The organism is Paenibacillus camerounensis (assembly GCF_000723885.1).
Taxonomy (GTDB): domain Bacteria; phylum Bacillota; class Bacilli; order Paenibacillales; family Paenibacillaceae; genus Paenibacillus_AQ; species Paenibacillus_AQ camerounensis.
The window spans coordinates 35490-52328 of record NZ_CCDG010000008.1; the positions used below are offsets into that span (position 1 = coordinate 35490).

Annotated in this window: 14 protein-coding genes; 12 read left to right on the forward strand and 2 right to left on the reverse strand. The window is 50.5% G+C overall.

Annotated elements, in window-relative coordinates; all coding sequences use genetic code 11:
* Positions 1–464 precede the first annotated feature (464 nt).
* Entirely contained in the window at positions 465–869 is a 405-nt protein-coding gene (locus BN3772_RS03380) for a hypothetical protein (RefSeq protein WP_042196654.1), read from the reverse strand.
* 337 nt (positions 870–1206) lie between these two features.
* Between BN3772_RS03380 and BN3772_RS03385 the strand changes: the two genes are divergently transcribed.
* The 3 genes from BN3772_RS03385 to BN3772_RS03395 all read left to right on the forward strand — a co-directional run bounded on the left by BN3772_RS03385 (position 1207) and on the right by BN3772_RS03395 (position 3075).
* Positions 1207–1527, forward strand: coding sequence for a hypothetical protein (locus BN3772_RS03385; RefSeq protein WP_042196656.1), 321 nt, complete (start codon positions 1207–1209; stop codon positions 1525–1527).
* A gap of 482 nt (positions 1528–2009) precedes the next feature.
* Positions 2010–2363: a hypothetical protein gene (locus BN3772_RS03390; RefSeq protein ID WP_042196658.1), complete on the forward strand. Its 354-nt coding sequence runs from the start codon at positions 2010–2012 to the stop codon at positions 2361–2363.
* 79 nt (positions 2364–2442) lie between these two features.
* Complete coding sequence (locus tag BN3772_RS03395; RefSeq protein WP_244444673.1) at positions 2443–3075, forward strand: hypothetical protein; 633 nt, start codon at positions 2443–2445, stop codon at positions 3073–3075.
* A gap of 6 nt (positions 3076–3081) precedes the next feature.
* On the opposite strand, the gene BN3772_RS03400 is transcribed toward BN3772_RS03395, so the two are convergent.
* A complete protein-coding gene (locus BN3772_RS03400; protein WP_042196660.1) occupies positions 3082–4347 on the reverse strand; it encodes a S8 family peptidase in 1266 nt (421 codons plus the stop codon).
* Between the two features lie 200 nt (positions 4348–4547).
* Here BN3772_RS03400 and BN3772_RS03405 point away from each other — a divergent pair, with 200 nt between their 5' ends.
* The 9 genes from BN3772_RS03405 (at position 4548) to BN3772_RS03445 (ending at position 16795) form a co-directional block, all read left to right on the forward strand.
* The gene (locus tag BN3772_RS03405; protein ID WP_157643535.1) at positions 4548–4874 is read left to right on the forward strand and encodes a hypothetical protein; all 327 of its coding nucleotides are present in this window, start codon (positions 4548–4550) and stop codon (positions 4872–4874) included.
* 119 nt (positions 4875–4993) lie between these two features.
* Positions 4994–5440: a hypothetical protein gene (locus BN3772_RS03410; protein WP_042196662.1), complete on the forward strand. Its 447-nt coding sequence runs from the start codon at positions 4994–4996 to the stop codon at positions 5438–5440.
* A 171-nt stretch (positions 5441–5611) separates the two neighbouring features.
* A complete protein-coding gene (locus BN3772_RS03415; protein ID WP_042196819.1) occupies positions 5612–7033 on the forward strand; it encodes a flavin-containing monooxygenase in 1422 nt (473 codons plus the stop codon).
* 250 nt (positions 7034–7283) lie between these two features.
* A complete protein-coding gene (locus BN3772_RS03420; RefSeq protein ID WP_042196664.1) occupies positions 7284–9119 on the forward strand; it encodes a UbiD family decarboxylase in 1836 nt (611 codons plus the stop codon).
* Between the two features lie 212 nt (positions 9120–9331).
* Positions 9332–9883, forward strand: coding sequence for a GNAT family N-acetyltransferase (locus BN3772_RS03425; RefSeq protein WP_042196820.1), 552 nt, complete (start codon positions 9332–9334; stop codon positions 9881–9883).
* 1 nt (position 9884) lies between these two features.
* Complete coding sequence (locus BN3772_RS03430) at positions 9885–10805, forward strand: helix-turn-helix transcriptional regulator (protein WP_052380364.1); 921 nt, start codon at positions 9885–9887, stop codon at positions 10803–10805.
* Positions 10806–10873: 68 nt separating this feature from the next.
* On the forward strand, positions 10874–11443 hold the full coding sequence (locus BN3772_RS03435; RefSeq protein ID WP_042196666.1) for a GNAT family N-acetyltransferase: 570 nt from the start codon (positions 10874–10876) through the stop codon (positions 11441–11443).
* A gap of 210 nt (positions 11444–11653) precedes the next feature.
* A complete protein-coding gene (locus BN3772_RS03440; protein WP_052380365.1) occupies positions 11654–15715 on the forward strand; it encodes a PAS domain S-box protein in 4062 nt (1353 codons plus the stop codon).
* Positions 15716–15718: 3 nt separating this feature from the next.
* Positions 15719–16795, forward strand: a complete 1077-nt coding sequence (locus BN3772_RS03445; RefSeq protein ID WP_042196668.1) for a response regulator — start codon at positions 15719–15721, stop codon at positions 16793–16795.
* The last annotated feature ends 44 nt before the right edge of the window (positions 16796–16839 follow it).

Sequence of the window (16839 nt, forward strand, 5' to 3'; positions counted from 1 at the left end):
CAGAGCGCCTGCGAATTGGTGCCCGAAGAGCGGAAGCTGGAGGAACAAAAGGAGGGGAAGATACAACAAAAAGACAGCATAACAGCAACCGGCTAAAGGTGACCAGCCTTCTGTACTTTTTGGGGCTGGTTCCAGCTGCTTTTCTGTTGGTGATGTTTATGCTCCGGCCTGGGGTAGTGAGACGGGGGATGTGAAGCTGGTGGCGGTCGTTGGTCTCGTATTCGGATTGGAGCAGGGCATCCTGCTCCTACTGGTCATGTGTCTTACTGCATGGGGATATAGAGGTTCTCAGAGGTTGTTACGTCAAACTATGAGCAAATCTGGATCGATGGCTCCTTTTATGTGGGTTGGAATAGTCGCGTGTTTGTTAGTGTATATTTGACGCAAACTGCGCGGTAAGGGAGGGGAATCGTAGCCCCAAAATTTTAATCGACGGCAGCTCTGAACGAGAAAGTATTGTTGAACTAACGTTCCCATTTAACATATTTGGAACCGAGCCCCCAATATGCGTAATTATAAGTGTTTGGCTGCTTTATAAGACCCTTTGAACGATTGATCCAGTTGGTTAGTTCTTCTGATTCAGCTGAAATAGTCACTTTATCTAATAACATTTTTAGCTTTTCAATTTCTTGAATGTCTTCTGACCTAACAATGTCTCCTGTGAAAACATAAAGGCTGCTAAGGAAAAATGGAATGTGTTTGCAGTTTTTATCGTCAACAAAAGTACAAATCATTGGTATATTTCCAAAGCTATTTACAGCTAATTCCCAATCTTGTTCTGGGATCATCTCTTCACTGTAAGCCCAAGTTTTTATTTCTTCTGGAGTAGGATTCCAAGCATGTTGCGCATCTCTAAAAATAAATACCATTCCCCTTCATTTTGGTGTCCCTAACAAAATTCTTAATCAATATTACCAAATTGGCTTTAAATAAACAAAACTTGACCCTTAGCTTAAAGAAGCATTTTCATCGAGAGTCATAGTGAACTGATGTGCAGTACGAAGATAATATGTAATAACAGAAAGCATGCTCATTGAATGCTAACGGACAAACTATTTTCCCAGGAGCCATACTTTAACATACTTTAATCTTGCAGAATTGGGAGTAACGCTCGGAAAGTGGGTTTATATAGCTCAAAATGGGGTTGTGGAAAACAACTGTTCAACTTTATAGGTGGTGATATCAAGCCTTATGTAGTATGTATTTATGGAAATCGAAGTTTTATCGGAGATGAATGTAAAACTTTTATGGCGTCCATGGGAATACAAAAGACTTGTTAAGAACTTGAAGCTTATAAAAGCACTCTCCAAAGCATTTAAGGAGCTACCTATTGATTTGTACAACGAAAACTTTGATGAGAAATTGTTTTGGCTATCAATAAGTGAGTGTATGGCACCTGGGCTAGGCCCCTTAAGCCAGGGAGTATGTGAAATCCCCCAAGAGCTTAAGAACCAATTTGAAAGTAGTGATCACGTGAAGCTTAACAAACTCAAGTTTATTTTTATCCAGATACGAACAACTATATAACATTTCAATTAGTTGATAATGAAGTTTTATCCATAAATTTAGTCCAAAGAAAAATTAAGAATTCAACAAATATTATCCATTCAATTTTTTCAAAGGAAGGGAAATTAGTAACCAAGAGTATGTATATTAAGTTTGATGAAGTATTTACAAGTATATATGAATTATCTGAAACCCTTATTTTGGAATTGGGGAATCGTGAAGAGATTGGTGGAGATTTAGTTGTCTTAGAACAACAAATTCGACTCTCAAAGTCATTATTCAATAAGTTAATGGAGAAGAATAAACAAGTATGAGGGTATTAGAAGAAGTCGGGGACATCACATAACACCATATTCACGCTTCAGGCCTTTCGGCCCTTGCTCCGAATCAAACATCATTACGCTCCCTCGGGCATTTTAAATTTTATGAAGAAAAGAGGGTTTGTGGTATTATATGTAATTATAGGCTTAAATGGATTATTTGAAAATGAGGGGGATCTAAATATGGAACGTACAATTCAACTAATGGAAACCTACGTAAATATCGACGTTGGAAACTCACCCTTTTTAAAATTAGATAAGGGGCTACAAATTCCATACTCTTCAATCACAGGAATAACAACAGGTAGACCGATACCAAATGCTTTTAAAGTATATGGTGCTTTATTTGGAGAAAGGAGAAATGGGTTATTTAGATCAAATGGTGGTTATCAGCTGCACTTTTTTGAAAATGAGCTTGAGACTCTTCATTTAGATTTGGATAGCTTTAAAGTTGGTAAATTCAAAATATCAAAGTTGATCATTGGTGTTGAAAATCCTGAAGAAATAAGTGGAAATATTTCCGAAAGAGTAAAGTGATCATTTGCTAATGAACTGTTTCTTGAACTAAGGGGAAATATTAGCTGTTTTGCAAGGAAAGATGAAAGGGTGAGGATTCTTGGAAGTAAAGGTGTTTGAGCGTTTGCCAAATCCAATCATATTGAAAAAGCTGATGAAAATCCAGGCATCCCTAAATTTAATTCTGTGTCAAGAGGAATGGCTCTGTTACCATAGCTTCATTCAAGATTGGGGTGAGGGCATTTGTATGGCCAAAATAGATAATGGTGCAGGTGATCATCTGATTATTTTATTCTCCCATGAAGGCTGTATCATAAAAGGCTTTGATCATGAATCTGAATTAAGCCCTTATGCGCAAGATGAACATAAAGTATGGCAAGGGATTTATGATGACGTTCCAAAGGAATTATTAAATTTACTTGAAGATGAGGCCATTGAGAAAGATGATGTGACCTTTTGTATTTGGCGTAAAAACAGTGATACTAGCTGGCACAAGGGAAAAGTTGAGATTCCTGAAGGTGAAAGCGACGGGTCTGACTTTTTATTGGGCTGTATATACCAAACACCCGAGGAATTTGCAGCATTTGCAGCAGATTATTTTGAGCTGCCACTATCAATAGAAGCTGTTGCCAAAATGTATACTGATTGCCCCGTCACGGAAGAAATAATCAGTCACTTAAATCCCGGCTGTGATGTAAAGGAAGTTCTTCAAGTAATAAAAGAATTAGCCTAAGCTCCATCATTTCCGCTTCTTCCGGCAGTCCAGAAACCGCATGTTCACCTCACCGCTCCCGGCAGTGTTAGGCTTCAGGTTCAGCCGGAAGGCATTACGCTTTAGGGTCCTTTTAACCTGCTGCGGTGTCAGGCATGGACGATCCTGCAGCAGCTGGGCGGCCGCACCGGAGACGATCGGCGTAGAAATGGAAGTGCCGGACAGCTTGATATAGCTTTTACCCACCCTCAGCCCGGGCTGCTGACGGGCCAGCCGGGAGCCGGGTGCTAGAAGGGAGATGACCATCTCCCCGGGCGCCACGATGTCCGGCTTAACTCTGCCGCCCGGAGCAGGACCGCGGCTGGAATAGAACGTGATGCGGTCATCTGTCTGGGTGAGCGTCCGGCGGTCGTTAACTGCTCCGACTGTAATCGCAGATGGGCTGATTCCCGGAGAATCAATCGTCCTTGGCAAAGGGCCGCTGTTCCCGGCGGAGATAACAACGGTCAGTCCGGCCTTAACGGCATGTTCGGCTGCCTGAACGAGCAGATCATCCTCAGCTGAAGCAGCTGCCGGTCCGCCGAAGGACATGGACAGGATGCGCAGTCTAAGACGCTTCCTGTTGGCGATGCACCATTCTATACCTTTAATAATGGTAGAGTCGTAGCCTTCGCCGTATTGATCGAGCACTTTCACCCCTACTATACCTGCTTCGGGAGCAGGCCCCTTGTATTTACCTTTGCTGGCCCAGCCGTTACCTGCGGCATCCCCGCTGATATGCGTGCCGTGTCCATTGTCATCGTAGGGCTTCTTCCGGTGATTAATGAAGTCCTTAAAGGCGATAATCCGGTTGACCGGCCGGGTCAGATCGGGATGGGGATAAACTCCCGTATCTATGATCGCAATGTTAACCCCTTTTCCGGTAAGCCCTCGTGTCTGCTGAATAGCTGCTGAACCGATCGAAGGCGTGGCGATATTCAGGAATGCTTTTTTCACTCCGTCCAGATAGACCTTGCCGACCTCTCCGCAGCTGCAGATCCGCTCCAGACATTTCACCGAAACCTGCGTCGATACGGCATTCAGCAGAGGCAGCCTGTGCTTTACAGGAAAAGAATGTCCGCCTATATGCTTCTGCAGAGCCTGGATCCGGGCCGGGGTCAGCTTATGCTTGAATTGGACAATTACCGGGACTGGGACAGCTCTTTTCGCAGATCCTTTTGAATTCCGCAGCTGGTGCTTTAAGGGCCTGTTGATTTTGGCGGCGTAATGCCGTATCCATATTGATTCATCCATGACTGTCGCTTCACCTCTCCAATAGCACATTCTATGCAGAGAGCAGCCCAGCGGACACCTATCTATGAAAAGGGGATAACCACTACATTTTTACGAGAGTAGGTCAGTATTGCTTTCAGGCAGCTCTTAAATTGCATTTAATACACTATCTTAAAAGAAAGTGGTGAAGCAAAGTGAGAGAAGCTGACAAGAAAGCATTGATGGCAAAAAAAGCATTACTGGCCCGCAAAACGAATGCAAAGAAGGTCGTAAAAAGAAAACGGATCAAACAAACCTTTAGCCGCTTCGTTGTTCTGGCAACAAGCACGGGTAATGTCAACAAGGATACCACCGGCTGGACAGCCTCGCTGACTAGCGGAGCGGTTACAACGACTAGGGATTTCGACGATTTCGGTGTAGCCCAATTTCCAGCCATTTCTACTCTGACCACAGTGTCCTATGTGCTGCGGATAAGAGATGAAGCGGGCAACCTTCTGACAACAAAAAGTGTTTCCGCTAACCGCGAATTCTTTGTAGCCCGTTTCTAATAATAGTGCAGCCTTAAAGTAGAATAGACACACCCGTATCCCCTACAATCATCCTGAATAGGATATTATAGGGGATATATTATGTTCCTGCTTGTACTAAATAATAGGAGGTATAAGCCATGTTTGAATGGATTCAGGGCCACAGCATAGTAGAATACTGCAGCAGGCAGGAGCACATGAATCTGGGAGACCGTTCCCGGTTTGTTATGCATACAGTCACTACAGATACTCCGTCTGGGATGACCGCACTGGCGCAGTATTTTACAGCGGGAAGTGTGCTGCTTGATTTGGATTTCAATATTACAGTTCCTGTACCGGATGAACAGCTGCTGCAGCAGGTGATGGGCCACGGGCTGGTCTATGTGGTGAACCTGCTGGTGCAGCCGGCGATTACGAAATGGGAGGGCTTTGCAGACGCTAAGCTGTACTCTCTTGGAGAGGATACTGATTTTGCAGATTTTGATCCCGGGACAGCGGAATGTCTGGAAGGGACAAGCTTGATTTTTGATGAGGATTCTTTACAAAGAATGATGGATGAGGTTAACCAGGCGCTGAAATTTGGGTGAAATGTACAATCATTTACTTGTTTTTTAGCTATAATGACAATTAACCTCACATATATATTCAAAAGACAGCCCGCAGCGGATATAATATGGCAAATAATATAACTGAAGCGCACAGGAACAGCCTGATAGCGGCTAGGTTCCTGATAATGCCGGTGAAAGGTCTGAGGAATGATGAGCCTGGAAGCTTTGAACGAACGTGTGAGAACGGATCTTTCCTATCTGGCCTACGGCGGCGAGGATTGGCTGCGTCCCCTGGAGCATCCCGAAGGTCATGTATATGATGTGGTTATTGTAGGCGGCGGCCAGAGCGGGCTTGGAGCGGCATTTGGACTATTGAGGGAACGGATCTCCAATATTCTTGTTATTGATGAGAATGAGGAGGGGAGGGAAGGGCCTTGGGACACTTATGCCCGGATGGTTACACTGCGGACACCGAAGCACCTTACCTCAATTGATCTGGGTATTCCATCACTGACCTTCCGCGCCTGGCAGGAAGCACAGACCGGCCCGGAAGGCTGGGAAGCAGTTGATAAAATCCCGCGCGGCGACTGGATGAATTACCTGCGCTGGTACCGCAGCGTGCTTAGTCTGCCTGTCATTAACGAAGTAACGCTTAAGCTGATCGAGCCTGTGGAGGAAGGAGTCCACCGTCTGCACATTACTGGAGCCGGTGCGCCCTCCAGTATGCTGCTGGCCCGCAAGGTAGTGCTGGCAACGGGTATTCAGGGCGGCGGCGAATGGCATGTACCGCCTATGATCGCTGAGAGCCTGCCGGAGCATCTGTATGCGCACACGTCGGAGGCTATAGATTGTGCTGCGCTGGCCGGCCGGACAATCGCTATTCTCGGCGGCGGCGCTTCGGCCTTTGACAATGCCAACTATTTGCTGTCGCACGGTGCTGCAGAGGCCCATGTATTCGTCCGCCGGGAGCAGCTGCCGTGCGTCAATCCGATCCGCCAGATGGAGCAGTCAGGGATGATCGAGCGGTTTCATACCCTTGCGGATGAAGATAAATACGGGGTCATCTCGCACTTCTTCAAATATAACCAGCCGCCGACGAATGACACCTTCGCCCGCGCAGCGGCATGGCCGGGCTTCCGGCTGCATCTCGGCTCACCTTGGCTGAAGGTGGAAGCGGCGGGAGATAAGGCCGTAGTGACTACGCCCCAAGGCGAGTTTGCCTTTGACTTCCTGGTTCTCAGTACCGGGCTGCTCAGTGATCCCGGCCTGCGCCCCGAGCTGCGGCTGATTGAGAGCCATATCGCGCGTTGGAGCGACCGTTATCAGGCGCCGGCAGATGCGGTCAATCCGCTGCTCGACGCGCATCCGTATCTCAGCCCGGGCTTCGCCCTGCAGAGCAGGGGTGAGGAGGGGGAGCAGCTGCTGCACGGATTGTTTGTGTTCAACTATTCGGCCTTAGCCAGCAACGGATTATCAGCCTCGGCCATTTCGGGGATGAGGAACGCGATTCCGAGGCTGGTTGCAGGAGTAGCGGATCAGCTGTTCACGGATGTCCGGGAAGAGGTGCTGCAGGCTTTTTATGAATATGATGTGGCAGAGTTTACTGCTGAGTGGCTGCCTGCCAAAGCCTGATTCTAATAATTATAGAGTAATGCCTGTCTGAACAAGGGTTCGGGCAGGTTTTTTTGAAATACAAGAATTTTTATATGTTTTACGCTATCCATAATCCTTATCTTTCTCGCAGGAACGGTTACCGCCTTCTCTGAAAAACGGCATAGCCGTTTCTACTTATCTGCTGCGGCACATTAGGCGTTTGACCTCGGCTCCCGGCTCATTGATAATAAAGAGGAACCTATTTCTTCTGCAGATTGGAGTAAGACCAATGACATACCGCAATTTGGAAGAATGCATTAACGATCTTGAGAAGCACGGGCATCTGATCCGGATCCGTGAGGAAGTCGATCCTCACCTGGAGATGGCAGCCATCCATATGAAGGTGTATGAGGCAGGCGGACCCGCACTGTTATTCGAAAAGGTAAAGGGCTCCAGATACCGCGCGGTATCCAACCTGTTCGGCACAATCGAGCGCAGCAAGTTTATTTTCCGGGATACGTGGGAATCATCCCAGGATGTTATCGCCCTCCGGGATGATCCGATGAAGGCGCTGAAGGCACCGTTCAAATATGTCGGCACAGGGCTTGCGGCCCGTAAGGCGCTGCCGCTCAAGCTGCCTGGCGGACTGCCGCCTGGCTTCGAGGAGATTCAGATCTCCGACTTGCCGCAGATCAAGCACTGGCAGGGGGACGGCGGCGCTTTTGTAACGCTCCCGCAGGTCTATTCGGAGGACCCGGACAAGCCGGGGATCATGAATTCCAATCTGGGGATGTACCGGATTCAGCTCAGCGGCAACGATTATGAGATTAATAAAGAGGTAGGCGTCCATTACCAGATTCACCGCGGCATCGGGATCCACCAGAGCCATGCGGTTAAGCGGGGTGAGCCGCTCAAGGTCAGCTGCTTCATCGGAGGGCCTCCAGCCCATACACTCTCTGCGGTTATGCCGCTGCCGGAAGGCCTCAGCGAGATGACCTTTGCCGGCCTGATTGGCGGACGCCATTTCCGCTACAGCTATGTTGACGGCTTCTGCGTCAGTGCGGATGCGGATTTTGTGATTACCGGCGAGATCCATCCCGGCGACACGAAGCCGGAAGGGCCGTTCGGTGATCACCTGGGCTATTACAGCCTGACTCACCCGTTTCCGGTAATGAAGGTGCATAAGGTCTATGCCAAAAAAGGCGCAATCTACCCCTTCACAGTCGTAGGACGGCCGCCGCAGGAGGATACCGCCTTCGGCGAGCTGATCCATGAGCTGACCGGCAGTGCGATCAAGAATGAGGTGCCCGGTGTAAAAGAAGTACATGCCGTCGATGCGGCAGGTGTGCATCCGCTGCTGTTCGCGATCGGCAGCGAGCGCTACACGCCTTACCAGCAGCTGAAGCAGCCGGCAGAGCTGCTGACGATTGCCAACCGGGTGCTCGGCACCGGCCAGCTCAGTCTGGCTAAATATCTGTTCATCACTGCAGTGGAGGACCGTCCGGTCAGCACGCATGATATCCCTGATTTCCTGACGTATATTCTGGAGCGGATCGACCTGCGGCGGGATATTCATTTCCAGACGAATACAACCATTGATACGCTGGATTACTCGGGAACGGGGATCAACACGGGGAGTAAGGTTGTTTTTGCCGCAGTGGGCGATGTAAAAAGAACGCTGTGCACAGAGGTGCCGGAGGTTCTGGCCTCTCTGGAGGGCTTCGGTGAGGCTAAGCTGGTCCTGCCGGGTATAGTGGCGCTTACGGGACCTGCATTTACGACCTATGATGATACCGAGCAGGAAATGAGCCGCCTGAGTGCTGCCATTGAAGCGCAGGGTCCGCTTGCGGAATGCCCGATGATCATCCTGTGCGATGACAGCAGTTTCATGAGCGAAGAGCTGAACAATTTCCTGTGGGCGACCTTTACGCGCAGCAACCCATCGCATGATATTCACGGTGTGAACAGCAGAATCGTGCACAAGCACTGGGCCTGCGACAATGTCATTATTGATGCCCGCGTGAAGCCGCACCAGGCGCCGCCGCTCATTCCCGATCCGGATGTGCAGCGCAATATTGAACGGGTGTTTGCACAGGGCGGAAGCCTCAGCAGTATCCGCAAGTAAGGTATGGACAAGAGATGTTCCGTCAGCCGGGTAACGGCGGGGCATCTCTTTTTCTTTTATATAGTAGAATCTCATCGTAACGGACTCCCTTGCCGCCTTCATATGTTCATTTGAAGAAACCCGTAAGCTCATTTATACTGGTTAGGGAAATTATGGATGTTAGGGCTGGTGCGTCCAATAACTATCGTTATGAGGTGAATACATTGGAAGTAATGGAGTCAGAACGGCTGATATTACGGCGGTTTAAGCCTGAGGATGCCACGGATTTGTATGAGTACCTTTCCAGGGAAGACGTTGTGAAATTTGAGCCATACGGTGTACATAATGAGGCTGATTGTGAGGCTGAGGCGCTGCGGCGTTCCGGTGATCCGGCATTTTGGGCTGTCTGCCTGAAGGAATCGGGCAAGCTGATCGGCAACCTGTATTTTCAGCAGCAGCAGCCTGCCGCTTTCCGGACCTGGGAGCTTGGTTATGTGTTTAACAGCAGGTTCCACGGCTGCGGGTATGCGGCGGAGGCCTGCCGGCGGCTGCTGGATTACGGATTCAGCGATTTGCAGATACGGCGTGTAACGGCTCGTTGTAATCCGGATAACGCACCGTCATGGCGTCTGCTTGAGCGGCTGAAGCTGCGGCGGGAAGGGTATTTCCTTAAGACCGGTTATTTTAAGCATGATGAGCACGGTGAACCCAAATGGCAGGATACCTTTGCATACGGACTGCTTGGGAGTGAGTGGTTCAGTATGGCTGAGGAGCCTGTGATCTAAGATGAAGGTAAACAGGCTGCTGGGTATAGTGGTATACCTACTTAACAGGGATGTGGTCAGTGCACGTGCCCTGGCTGAGAAATTTGAGGTTTCCCCGCGTACGATTCAGCGTGATATGGACTCGATTGGCGAGGCAGGCATCCCGGTAGGCTCCGTACAGGGCAAGAGCGGCGGCTATTACATTCTGGACAGTTACAAAATGAACAGGCAGCTGCTCCAGTCAGAGGATTACATGTACATTGTGGCTGCGTTAAAGGGACTGGTCTCCGGCTACAACAGCAGGCGGGCAGAGGAAACGGTAGAAAAAATGATCTCCCTGTCCCCGGCGGGCCTCCTGTCTGAGCAGCCGTTCCGGCTGCAGCTGGATACGCTGCGTGAAGGTAACGGAACCTTACGTTCAATCGAAGTTATCGAAGAGGCGATCCGCAGCCGGACTGCGGTCCAGTTTCAGTATACGGATGCGCAGCAGTCTGTCTCCAGCCGATATGTGGAGCCCTTGCTTTTGTCATACAGATGGTATGCCTGGTATCTGTTTGCCTATTGCTGCGAACGTAAGGATTACCGGCTGTTCCGTCTGTCGAGGATCAGGGAAATCCGAAATACCGGTCAGGCCTTTATTCATATTCACGGAAATGCGGAGCAACTGCTTGCGGCCCATCAGGATGTACGGCCCTGCATCAGCATTAAGCTTGCCTGTCCTGCCGGCAGGAGGGTTCAGCTGGAAGAAGCTTTTCCGAATGCCAGCGTAGTTGAAGAACGCGGCGCTGAGCTGATCCTGCAATTCAGTGTGCCAGAGACAGAAACCGGCTGGTTCGGAATTCTGCTGCTGAACGCCGGCTGCTGTACCGTGCTGGAGCCTGAGACACTGCGCCAGCGGCTGCAGAGCCATGCCCGGATGATTGTGCAGCAATATGAGAAATGACGACAGGCTGTTGTCCGGTTTACCTGCTTATAATGGATTCATTCCCATTCCATAAGGAGGATTATATCATGAACCTTGACTTTACAGACCCGTATACCTGTTGTCCCGTATTAGAAACCGAAAGCTTCAGCCTGAGGTTAGTCCGGATGGAGGATGCTAAGGATTTGCTCAGATGCTATAGTGATCCGGAATCCATCCCTCTGTTTAACAGCGACAACTGCCATTACGGGTTCAGAATGAACACACTTGAGGAAATGGAGAGTTGTATTGAAGCCTGGCTGGCAGAATTCCGGGCACGGGGGTTTGTACGATTCAGTATTGTTAATCAAGCATCTCAGCGGGTAATCGGAACTGTCGAATTTTTCACGAGGAAGCTTGGGCAGGGGGAGGAAAAGGGTGAGGCCGGTATTCTAAGACTGGATCTGGCCTCTGAGTATGAGCAGGCTGATGTGTTAGCTGAGATAATAGAGCTGGTAGAGCTGCAGTTTCCGCAGCATTTCACCTTCAGCGGCCTGTTAACCAAGGCGGTTCCCCAGGCGGTGCACCGGGTCGCAGTGCTTCAGAGACTGGGCTACCATAAGCTGGAGAGAAGCAGCGAACTGCCGTATGGGGATTATTATCTTAAGATGAAGGATTAAAGAGCGGCGATCCCGCCCATATAAGTGTGAATAGCCCGTCCAAACTCCCAGGTGGAGTCTTGGCCGGGCTAAGTTTTTTGCAGAAGAATGTCGAAAAAAGGTGTAGGGATAAGATAGCATTAAGAGGTAGAATGAAACAACGCTATGAGGAACGGACAGTAGAGCTGCAGCAGAGGAAATAATATAGAAATAAAGGGTGGTTGGCGGCGGATGGAGAATGGCAGGATAGGCGGGGTATGGGCGGCTCTGGTGCTGTACATATTGGCTTGTATCTGGGTAGAGATCCAATACAGCAGCATACTGTGGATGATTATTGTAACAGGCGGACCGCTGCTGGTCTGCTGTGCTTTTTGGAAAAGAGGGGGCGCCAGCGGGCCGGAGTTAAAAAAATCACGCCAATGGATTCAGCTTGCGTTCCTGCTGTGGTCGACGGGGAATCTCTTTCTGTCTCTGTTTCCGGGGGGCCAGACCCTTTCTTTCGGAGAGGAGCCGCACAGTGTGCTGCTGGCAGTAATGGTTCATATTCCGGCAAGAGTTGCGATTCTGTTCGGCATTATACATGTTTACAGAAGATTGAAAAAGCGAATCAGCAGACTGCAGGTTCTCTGGGATCAGATTACAATTGTGGAGTGCATTGTGGGCAGTATATGGTTTATCTTTTTTCAGGATGAAGCCTTTCACTGGATGCCGGGGGGCCTGCAGTCGTTCGCCGTTTTCTTTTATCTGCTCGTACCGCTGCTGGTGCTGGCCGGACTTACCCTGATTTGGATCTATATGGACAGCAGCCAGCGCACACCCGGCTGTATCCTGCTGATTTTGGGGATTGCCCTGATCGGGACGCTCGATCTCATTCAGGCGCTGCACGGCGGACTAATCTCAAGTCCATACATAGACAGCCTGTACCGGCTCTCCATCGCAGGTATAGCAGCAAGCGGTATGATGGGGACGCTGCAGATTAGCAAGATGGAACCCGCAGCCACACCGGAGAATAGTCCGCGGATGCTGAAGGGCGGGATTCTCTTTTTAATGTATCCTGTGATGATTGTGCTGCTGAAAGGCTTCTCTGTATATGTGTTTCTGTACTTTACGATCATTATTATGGCCTATTTCATTGTAAGGCTGTATGCCAAGCAGACTATCGCCGCCAAAAAAATGCTGGAAACCGAAAGGGAGTACAACGAGAAGCTGCGCCTCTATCTGAATGTTATTGAGCAGGCGCCGATGTCTATTCTGATTACGGACAAAGACAGGCAGATTGAATATATTAATCCTTATTTTACTGAGGTGACCGGATACTCCAAAGCGGAAATTCTCGGCAAGACACCATCCCTCCTGAAGACGGACAAGACTGAACGTGAGACCTATAATCAATTAAATGAAACGCTGGATGCAGGGGGGCGATGGCACGGGGAATTTGTTAACCGCAAAAAGAACGGCGAGGAATACACGGAAGCGGTGATTGTCTCTTCCATTAAAAATGACAGCGGTGAGGTCACGCATTACGTCGGCATTAAAGAGGATATTTCCGAATACAAGCGGATGAGAAAAGAGCTGTCAGACCAGCTGTTCTTCACCTCACAGTTAATTGATACGCTGCCGTATCCGCTATTTTATATTGATGAACGGCAGTGCTTTCTAGGCTGTAATGCCGCTTATGAGCAGGCCTTTCAGGTGTCGCGCACTGATCTGGCCGGCATTCCGATGAGTATGCTGCCGCATTTGCCGGAGGACGGGTACCGTAATCTGAGCGAGATGATGACTGAAGTGGCAGCGACCGGCCGATCCTCGAACCGGCAGATTATCAGAACCTTTGCTTCGGGGGAAGCGCACCATATTCTGTATTCCCTGTCTGCATTCCGCTTGTCCGATTATTCGGTCGGCGGGTATCTGGGGATTATGACGGACATCAGCGATCTGAAGCATAAGGAAAAAGAGATTATCGATAACCGCAATTTCCTTGATGCCATCATCAGCCATATGCCGCTCATGATAACGGTGAAGGATGCGCAGACCCTGAAGATTTTTAAGGCTAATCAGGCCAGTGCGGATTTCCTTGGCATAGCGCCTGAGCAGCTGGTAGGTCTGGATCTGGGGACGGTGTTCCCTGAGGCGATTGCCCGCAAGCTGATGGATGCGGATAAAAGAGTAATTGCCACCGGCCAGACCTTCAGCGAAATCGAGATTATTCCCGACGACGGCGAGCATTGCAACCTCAGATATGTGCTGACCACCAAGCTTCCGATTATGGATGCCGAGGGGCAGCCGCTCTACCTGCTCAGCGTATCGGAGGATATAACCGATGCCAAACGGCAGGAGGCGGAGCTGAAATCGGCGCTTAATCTGGCGGAAGAGGCAACAGCCGCCAAGTCGCAGTTTCTGGCAAATATGAGCCATGAGATCCGTACACCGATGAATGCGATTATCGGCATGGCGTATCTCGCGCTTAAGACCGGCCTTAACCCTGTACAGCAGGATTACATCTCCAAAATCCATAATGCCGGAACCTCACTGCTGAGCATCATTAATGAAATTCTTGATTTTTCAAAGGTGGAATCAGGCAAGCTGGAGCTGGAGAACACGGACTTTACACTCATGGAGGTCTTTACCGGGGCACTGGATCTGTCCAGCCAGACGGCCGGGGAAAAGGGGCTGCAGCTGCTCTGTACAATCCAGCCTGAGGTGCCTGCCAAGCTCAGCGGTGACCCGCTGCGTCTGGGACAGATTATTACGAACCTGCTGAGCAACGCGGTTAAATTCACAAGTGAGGGTGAGATATCCATTGCTGCTGAGCTGAACAGCCGGATTGACAGCAGGGTCAAGCTGCAGATCAGCGTGCGCGACACCGGCATCGGCATGAGCAAAGAGACGGAGAGCAAGGTGTTTCAGGCCTTTACCCAAGCCGACAGCTCGACTACGCGGAGGTTTGGCGGAACGGGACTGGGACTGGCCATCAGCCTCAAGCTGGTAGAAAATATGGGCGGCAGTCTGTGGGTGGACAGTGTGGAAGGGCAGGGCAGCACCTTTTCCTTTACCGCCTGGTTTGATCTGGCGCAGAATACGGCTTCTCCAGTTCTGCTGCCGGAAGCGGCTTCGCAGGTTCAGGAAAAGGATTACAGGCTGGCCGGAACCCGGGTGCTGGTAGCTGAAGATAATGAAATTAACCGGCAGATTGCCGCGGAGCTGCTGAGAAGCCAGGGAATGCTGCCGGATCTGGCGGTGAACGGGGCTGAAGCCGTGCGGCTCATTGAAGCAATGCCTGCGGACCGGCCCTACGGCATCGTCCTGATGGATCTGCAAATGCCGGAGATGGACGGCTTCGAGGCGGCGGCGAGAATCCGCGAGCTGTCTCCGGGACTGCCGGTAATTGCCATGACGGCCCGGACGATGCAGGAGGAGCGGGAGCGCAGCTTCGCTTCAGGGATGAACGGGCATATTGCCAAGCCGGTTGACCCGGATATTCTGTTCACCAAGATCAGCAGATGGGTTACAGACGGGACGGCCCGGCAGGCTGGTGCGAGTGCGGAAGTGAGTGCTGGGGCAAGTGCGGGAGCTAGTGCTGATGCGAGTGCGGGAGCAACTACGGAAGTGAGTCCTGAAGTAAGTGCAAGTGCTGGTGCAGGAATTGATGCAAGTGCTGACGCTGGTGCGTTGTCTATTCTGCGGCTCGGCGGAATTGATACGGCAGGCGGTCTGACCCGGGTGGGGCACAACCGGACATTGTACAGCAGCCTGCTGCTGAAGTATGCGGACAGCCAGCATGAAATGGTTCAGGCACTGCGTGAGGCGCTCCGGAAGGAGGAGGCTGCAGCTGCGGAAAGACTGGCCCATAACCTGAAAGGGGTATCGGGAAATCTCGGGGTTACCGAGATCGAGAAGCTGGCCGGTAGCCTGGGTGCAATGTTCATCAGTGAAGCAGAGCCGGAGGAGCTGGAGGAGCTGCTGCGCAGGCTGGAAACGGCTGTGCAGGACAGCTCCGGTATCATTCTCAAGCAGCTGGGCAGCAGCCGGCATCCAGCAGTGCCGGCGGAAGAGACCGGACAGCTGACAGTCCCGGCTGTGCAACTCCTTGAACGGCTGCTGGAGCTGCTGCTGGATGATGACAGTGAAGCTGTTGATTATTATGCCGATATAAGGGATACGGTGGCCCATCTGATACAACAGGCAGATATGAAGCGGCTGGAGCACAGCCTTAGCCGGTTCGAATATGAGGAGGCTGTGGAATTAACCCGGCAGGTCCTCCTTAAAAGTCAATATGAACAGAGGTTGATGTAAACAATGCTGGATTTAAGATCTGTTATATTAGTCGTAGACGACACGCCGGACAATATTGCCCTGCTCAGCGGCCTGCTGAAGGAATGCTACAAGGTGAAGGTGGCTACGAACGGTGAAAAAGCGCTGCAGATTGCCAAGGCTGCTCCCCCCGATCTGATTCTGCTGGATATTATGATGCCGGGCATGGACGGTTACGAAACCTGCCGCAGGCTGATGCAGGATGAGGTGCTGAGGGAGATACCGGTGATTTTTCTGACTGCAAAAGAAGAGGTGGAGGATGAGAACAAGGGCTTCGATTCCGGTGCGGTCGATTATATTACCAAGCCGATTAGTGCGCCGATACTCCTCTCTCGCGTGAAGACACATCTGACACTTAAGCGCTCCAAGGATTTTCTTGCTGACAAAAACCAGTATCTCGAAGCAGAAATCTCCCGGCGGATCCAGGAGATATCGCTGATTCAGGAGGTCTCGGTCATGGCGATGGCGGCGCTGGCGGAAATGCGTGATCCCGAGACGGGTAATCATATTCAAAGAACCAAGCTGTATATCAAGGAGCTGGCAACCCGGCTTGGCCGGACGGATAAATATGCGGATGTCCTCAGCCCCGAGCATATCAGCCTGATTGTCACCTCGGCTCCGCTGCATGACATCGGCAAGGTGGGCATCCCGGACCATATTCTTCTCAAGCCGGGCAAGCTGACAGACGAAGAATATGAAGTAATGAAGACGCACACGACCCAGGGCCGGGATGCGGTCCTGCGTGCCGAGCGGCTGATGAACAGCACCGAAACCTTTCTGCGGTTCGCCAAGGAGATCGTCTATTCCCATCATGAAAAATGGGACGGTACCGGCTATCCGCAAGGATTGACCGGCGATGCAATCCCGTTATCGGCTAGGCTGATGGCGGTTGCTGATGTGTACGATGCGCTAACCAGCAAACGTGTCTACAAGGAGGCGATGAGCCATGAGCGGGCAGTTGATATTATTGTCGGGGATGCCGGCCGGCATTTTGACCCCGATATCGTGGAGATTTTTGTGAAATGCAGCCAGAAATTTCAGGAGATTTCTGACCGGTACTAGGCGGCCGCAGCCGTCTATAGCAGCTTTTCAAAAAGAGCCCGACC

What these genes read in the sequence shown, in the direction of transcription:
- BN3772_RS03380 (WP_042196654.1), bottom strand. Translation starts at nt 869, where the DNA reads ATGGTATTTATTTTTAGAGATGCGCAACATGCTTGGAATCCTACTCCA.
- BN3772_RS03385 (WP_042196656.1), top strand. Translation starts at nt 1,207, where the DNA reads ATGGAAATCGAAGTTTTATCGGAGATGAATGTAAAACTTTTATGGCGT.
- BN3772_RS03390 (WP_042196658.1), top strand. Translation starts at nt 2,010, where the DNA reads ATGGAACGTACAATTCAACTAATGGAAACCTACGTAAATATCGACGTT.
- BN3772_RS03400 (WP_042196660.1), bottom strand. Translation starts at nt 4,347, where the DNA reads ATGGATGAATCAATATGGATACGGCATTACGCCGCCAAAATCAACAGG.
- BN3772_RS03405 (WP_157643535.1), top strand. Translation starts at nt 4,548, where the DNA reads ATGGCAAAAAAAGCATTACTGGCCCGCAAAACGAATGCAAAGAAGGTC.
- BN3772_RS03410 (WP_042196662.1), top strand. Translation starts at nt 4,994, where the DNA reads ATGTTTGAATGGATTCAGGGCCACAGCATAGTAGAATACTGCAGCAGG.
- BN3772_RS03415 (WP_042196819.1), top strand. Translation starts at nt 5,612, where the DNA reads ATGAGCCTGGAAGCTTTGAACGAACGTGTGAGAACGGATCTTTCCTAT.
- BN3772_RS03420 (WP_042196664.1), top strand. Translation starts at nt 7,284, where the DNA reads ATGACATACCGCAATTTGGAAGAATGCATTAACGATCTTGAGAAGCAC.
- BN3772_RS03425 (WP_042196820.1), top strand. Translation starts at nt 9,332, where the DNA reads ATGGAGTCAGAACGGCTGATATTACGGCGGTTTAAGCCTGAGGATGCC.
- BN3772_RS03430 (WP_052380364.1), top strand. Translation starts at nt 9,885, where the DNA reads ATGAAGGTAAACAGGCTGCTGGGTATAGTGGTATACCTACTTAACAGG.
- BN3772_RS03435 (WP_042196666.1), top strand. Translation starts at nt 10,874, where the DNA reads ATGAACCTTGACTTTACAGACCCGTATACCTGTTGTCCCGTATTAGAA.
- BN3772_RS03440 (WP_052380365.1), top strand. Translation starts at nt 11,654, where the DNA reads ATGGAGAATGGCAGGATAGGCGGGGTATGGGCGGCTCTGGTGCTGTAC.
- BN3772_RS03445 (WP_042196668.1), top strand. Translation starts at nt 15,719, where the DNA reads ATGCTGGATTTAAGATCTGTTATATTAGTCGTAGACGACACGCCGGAC.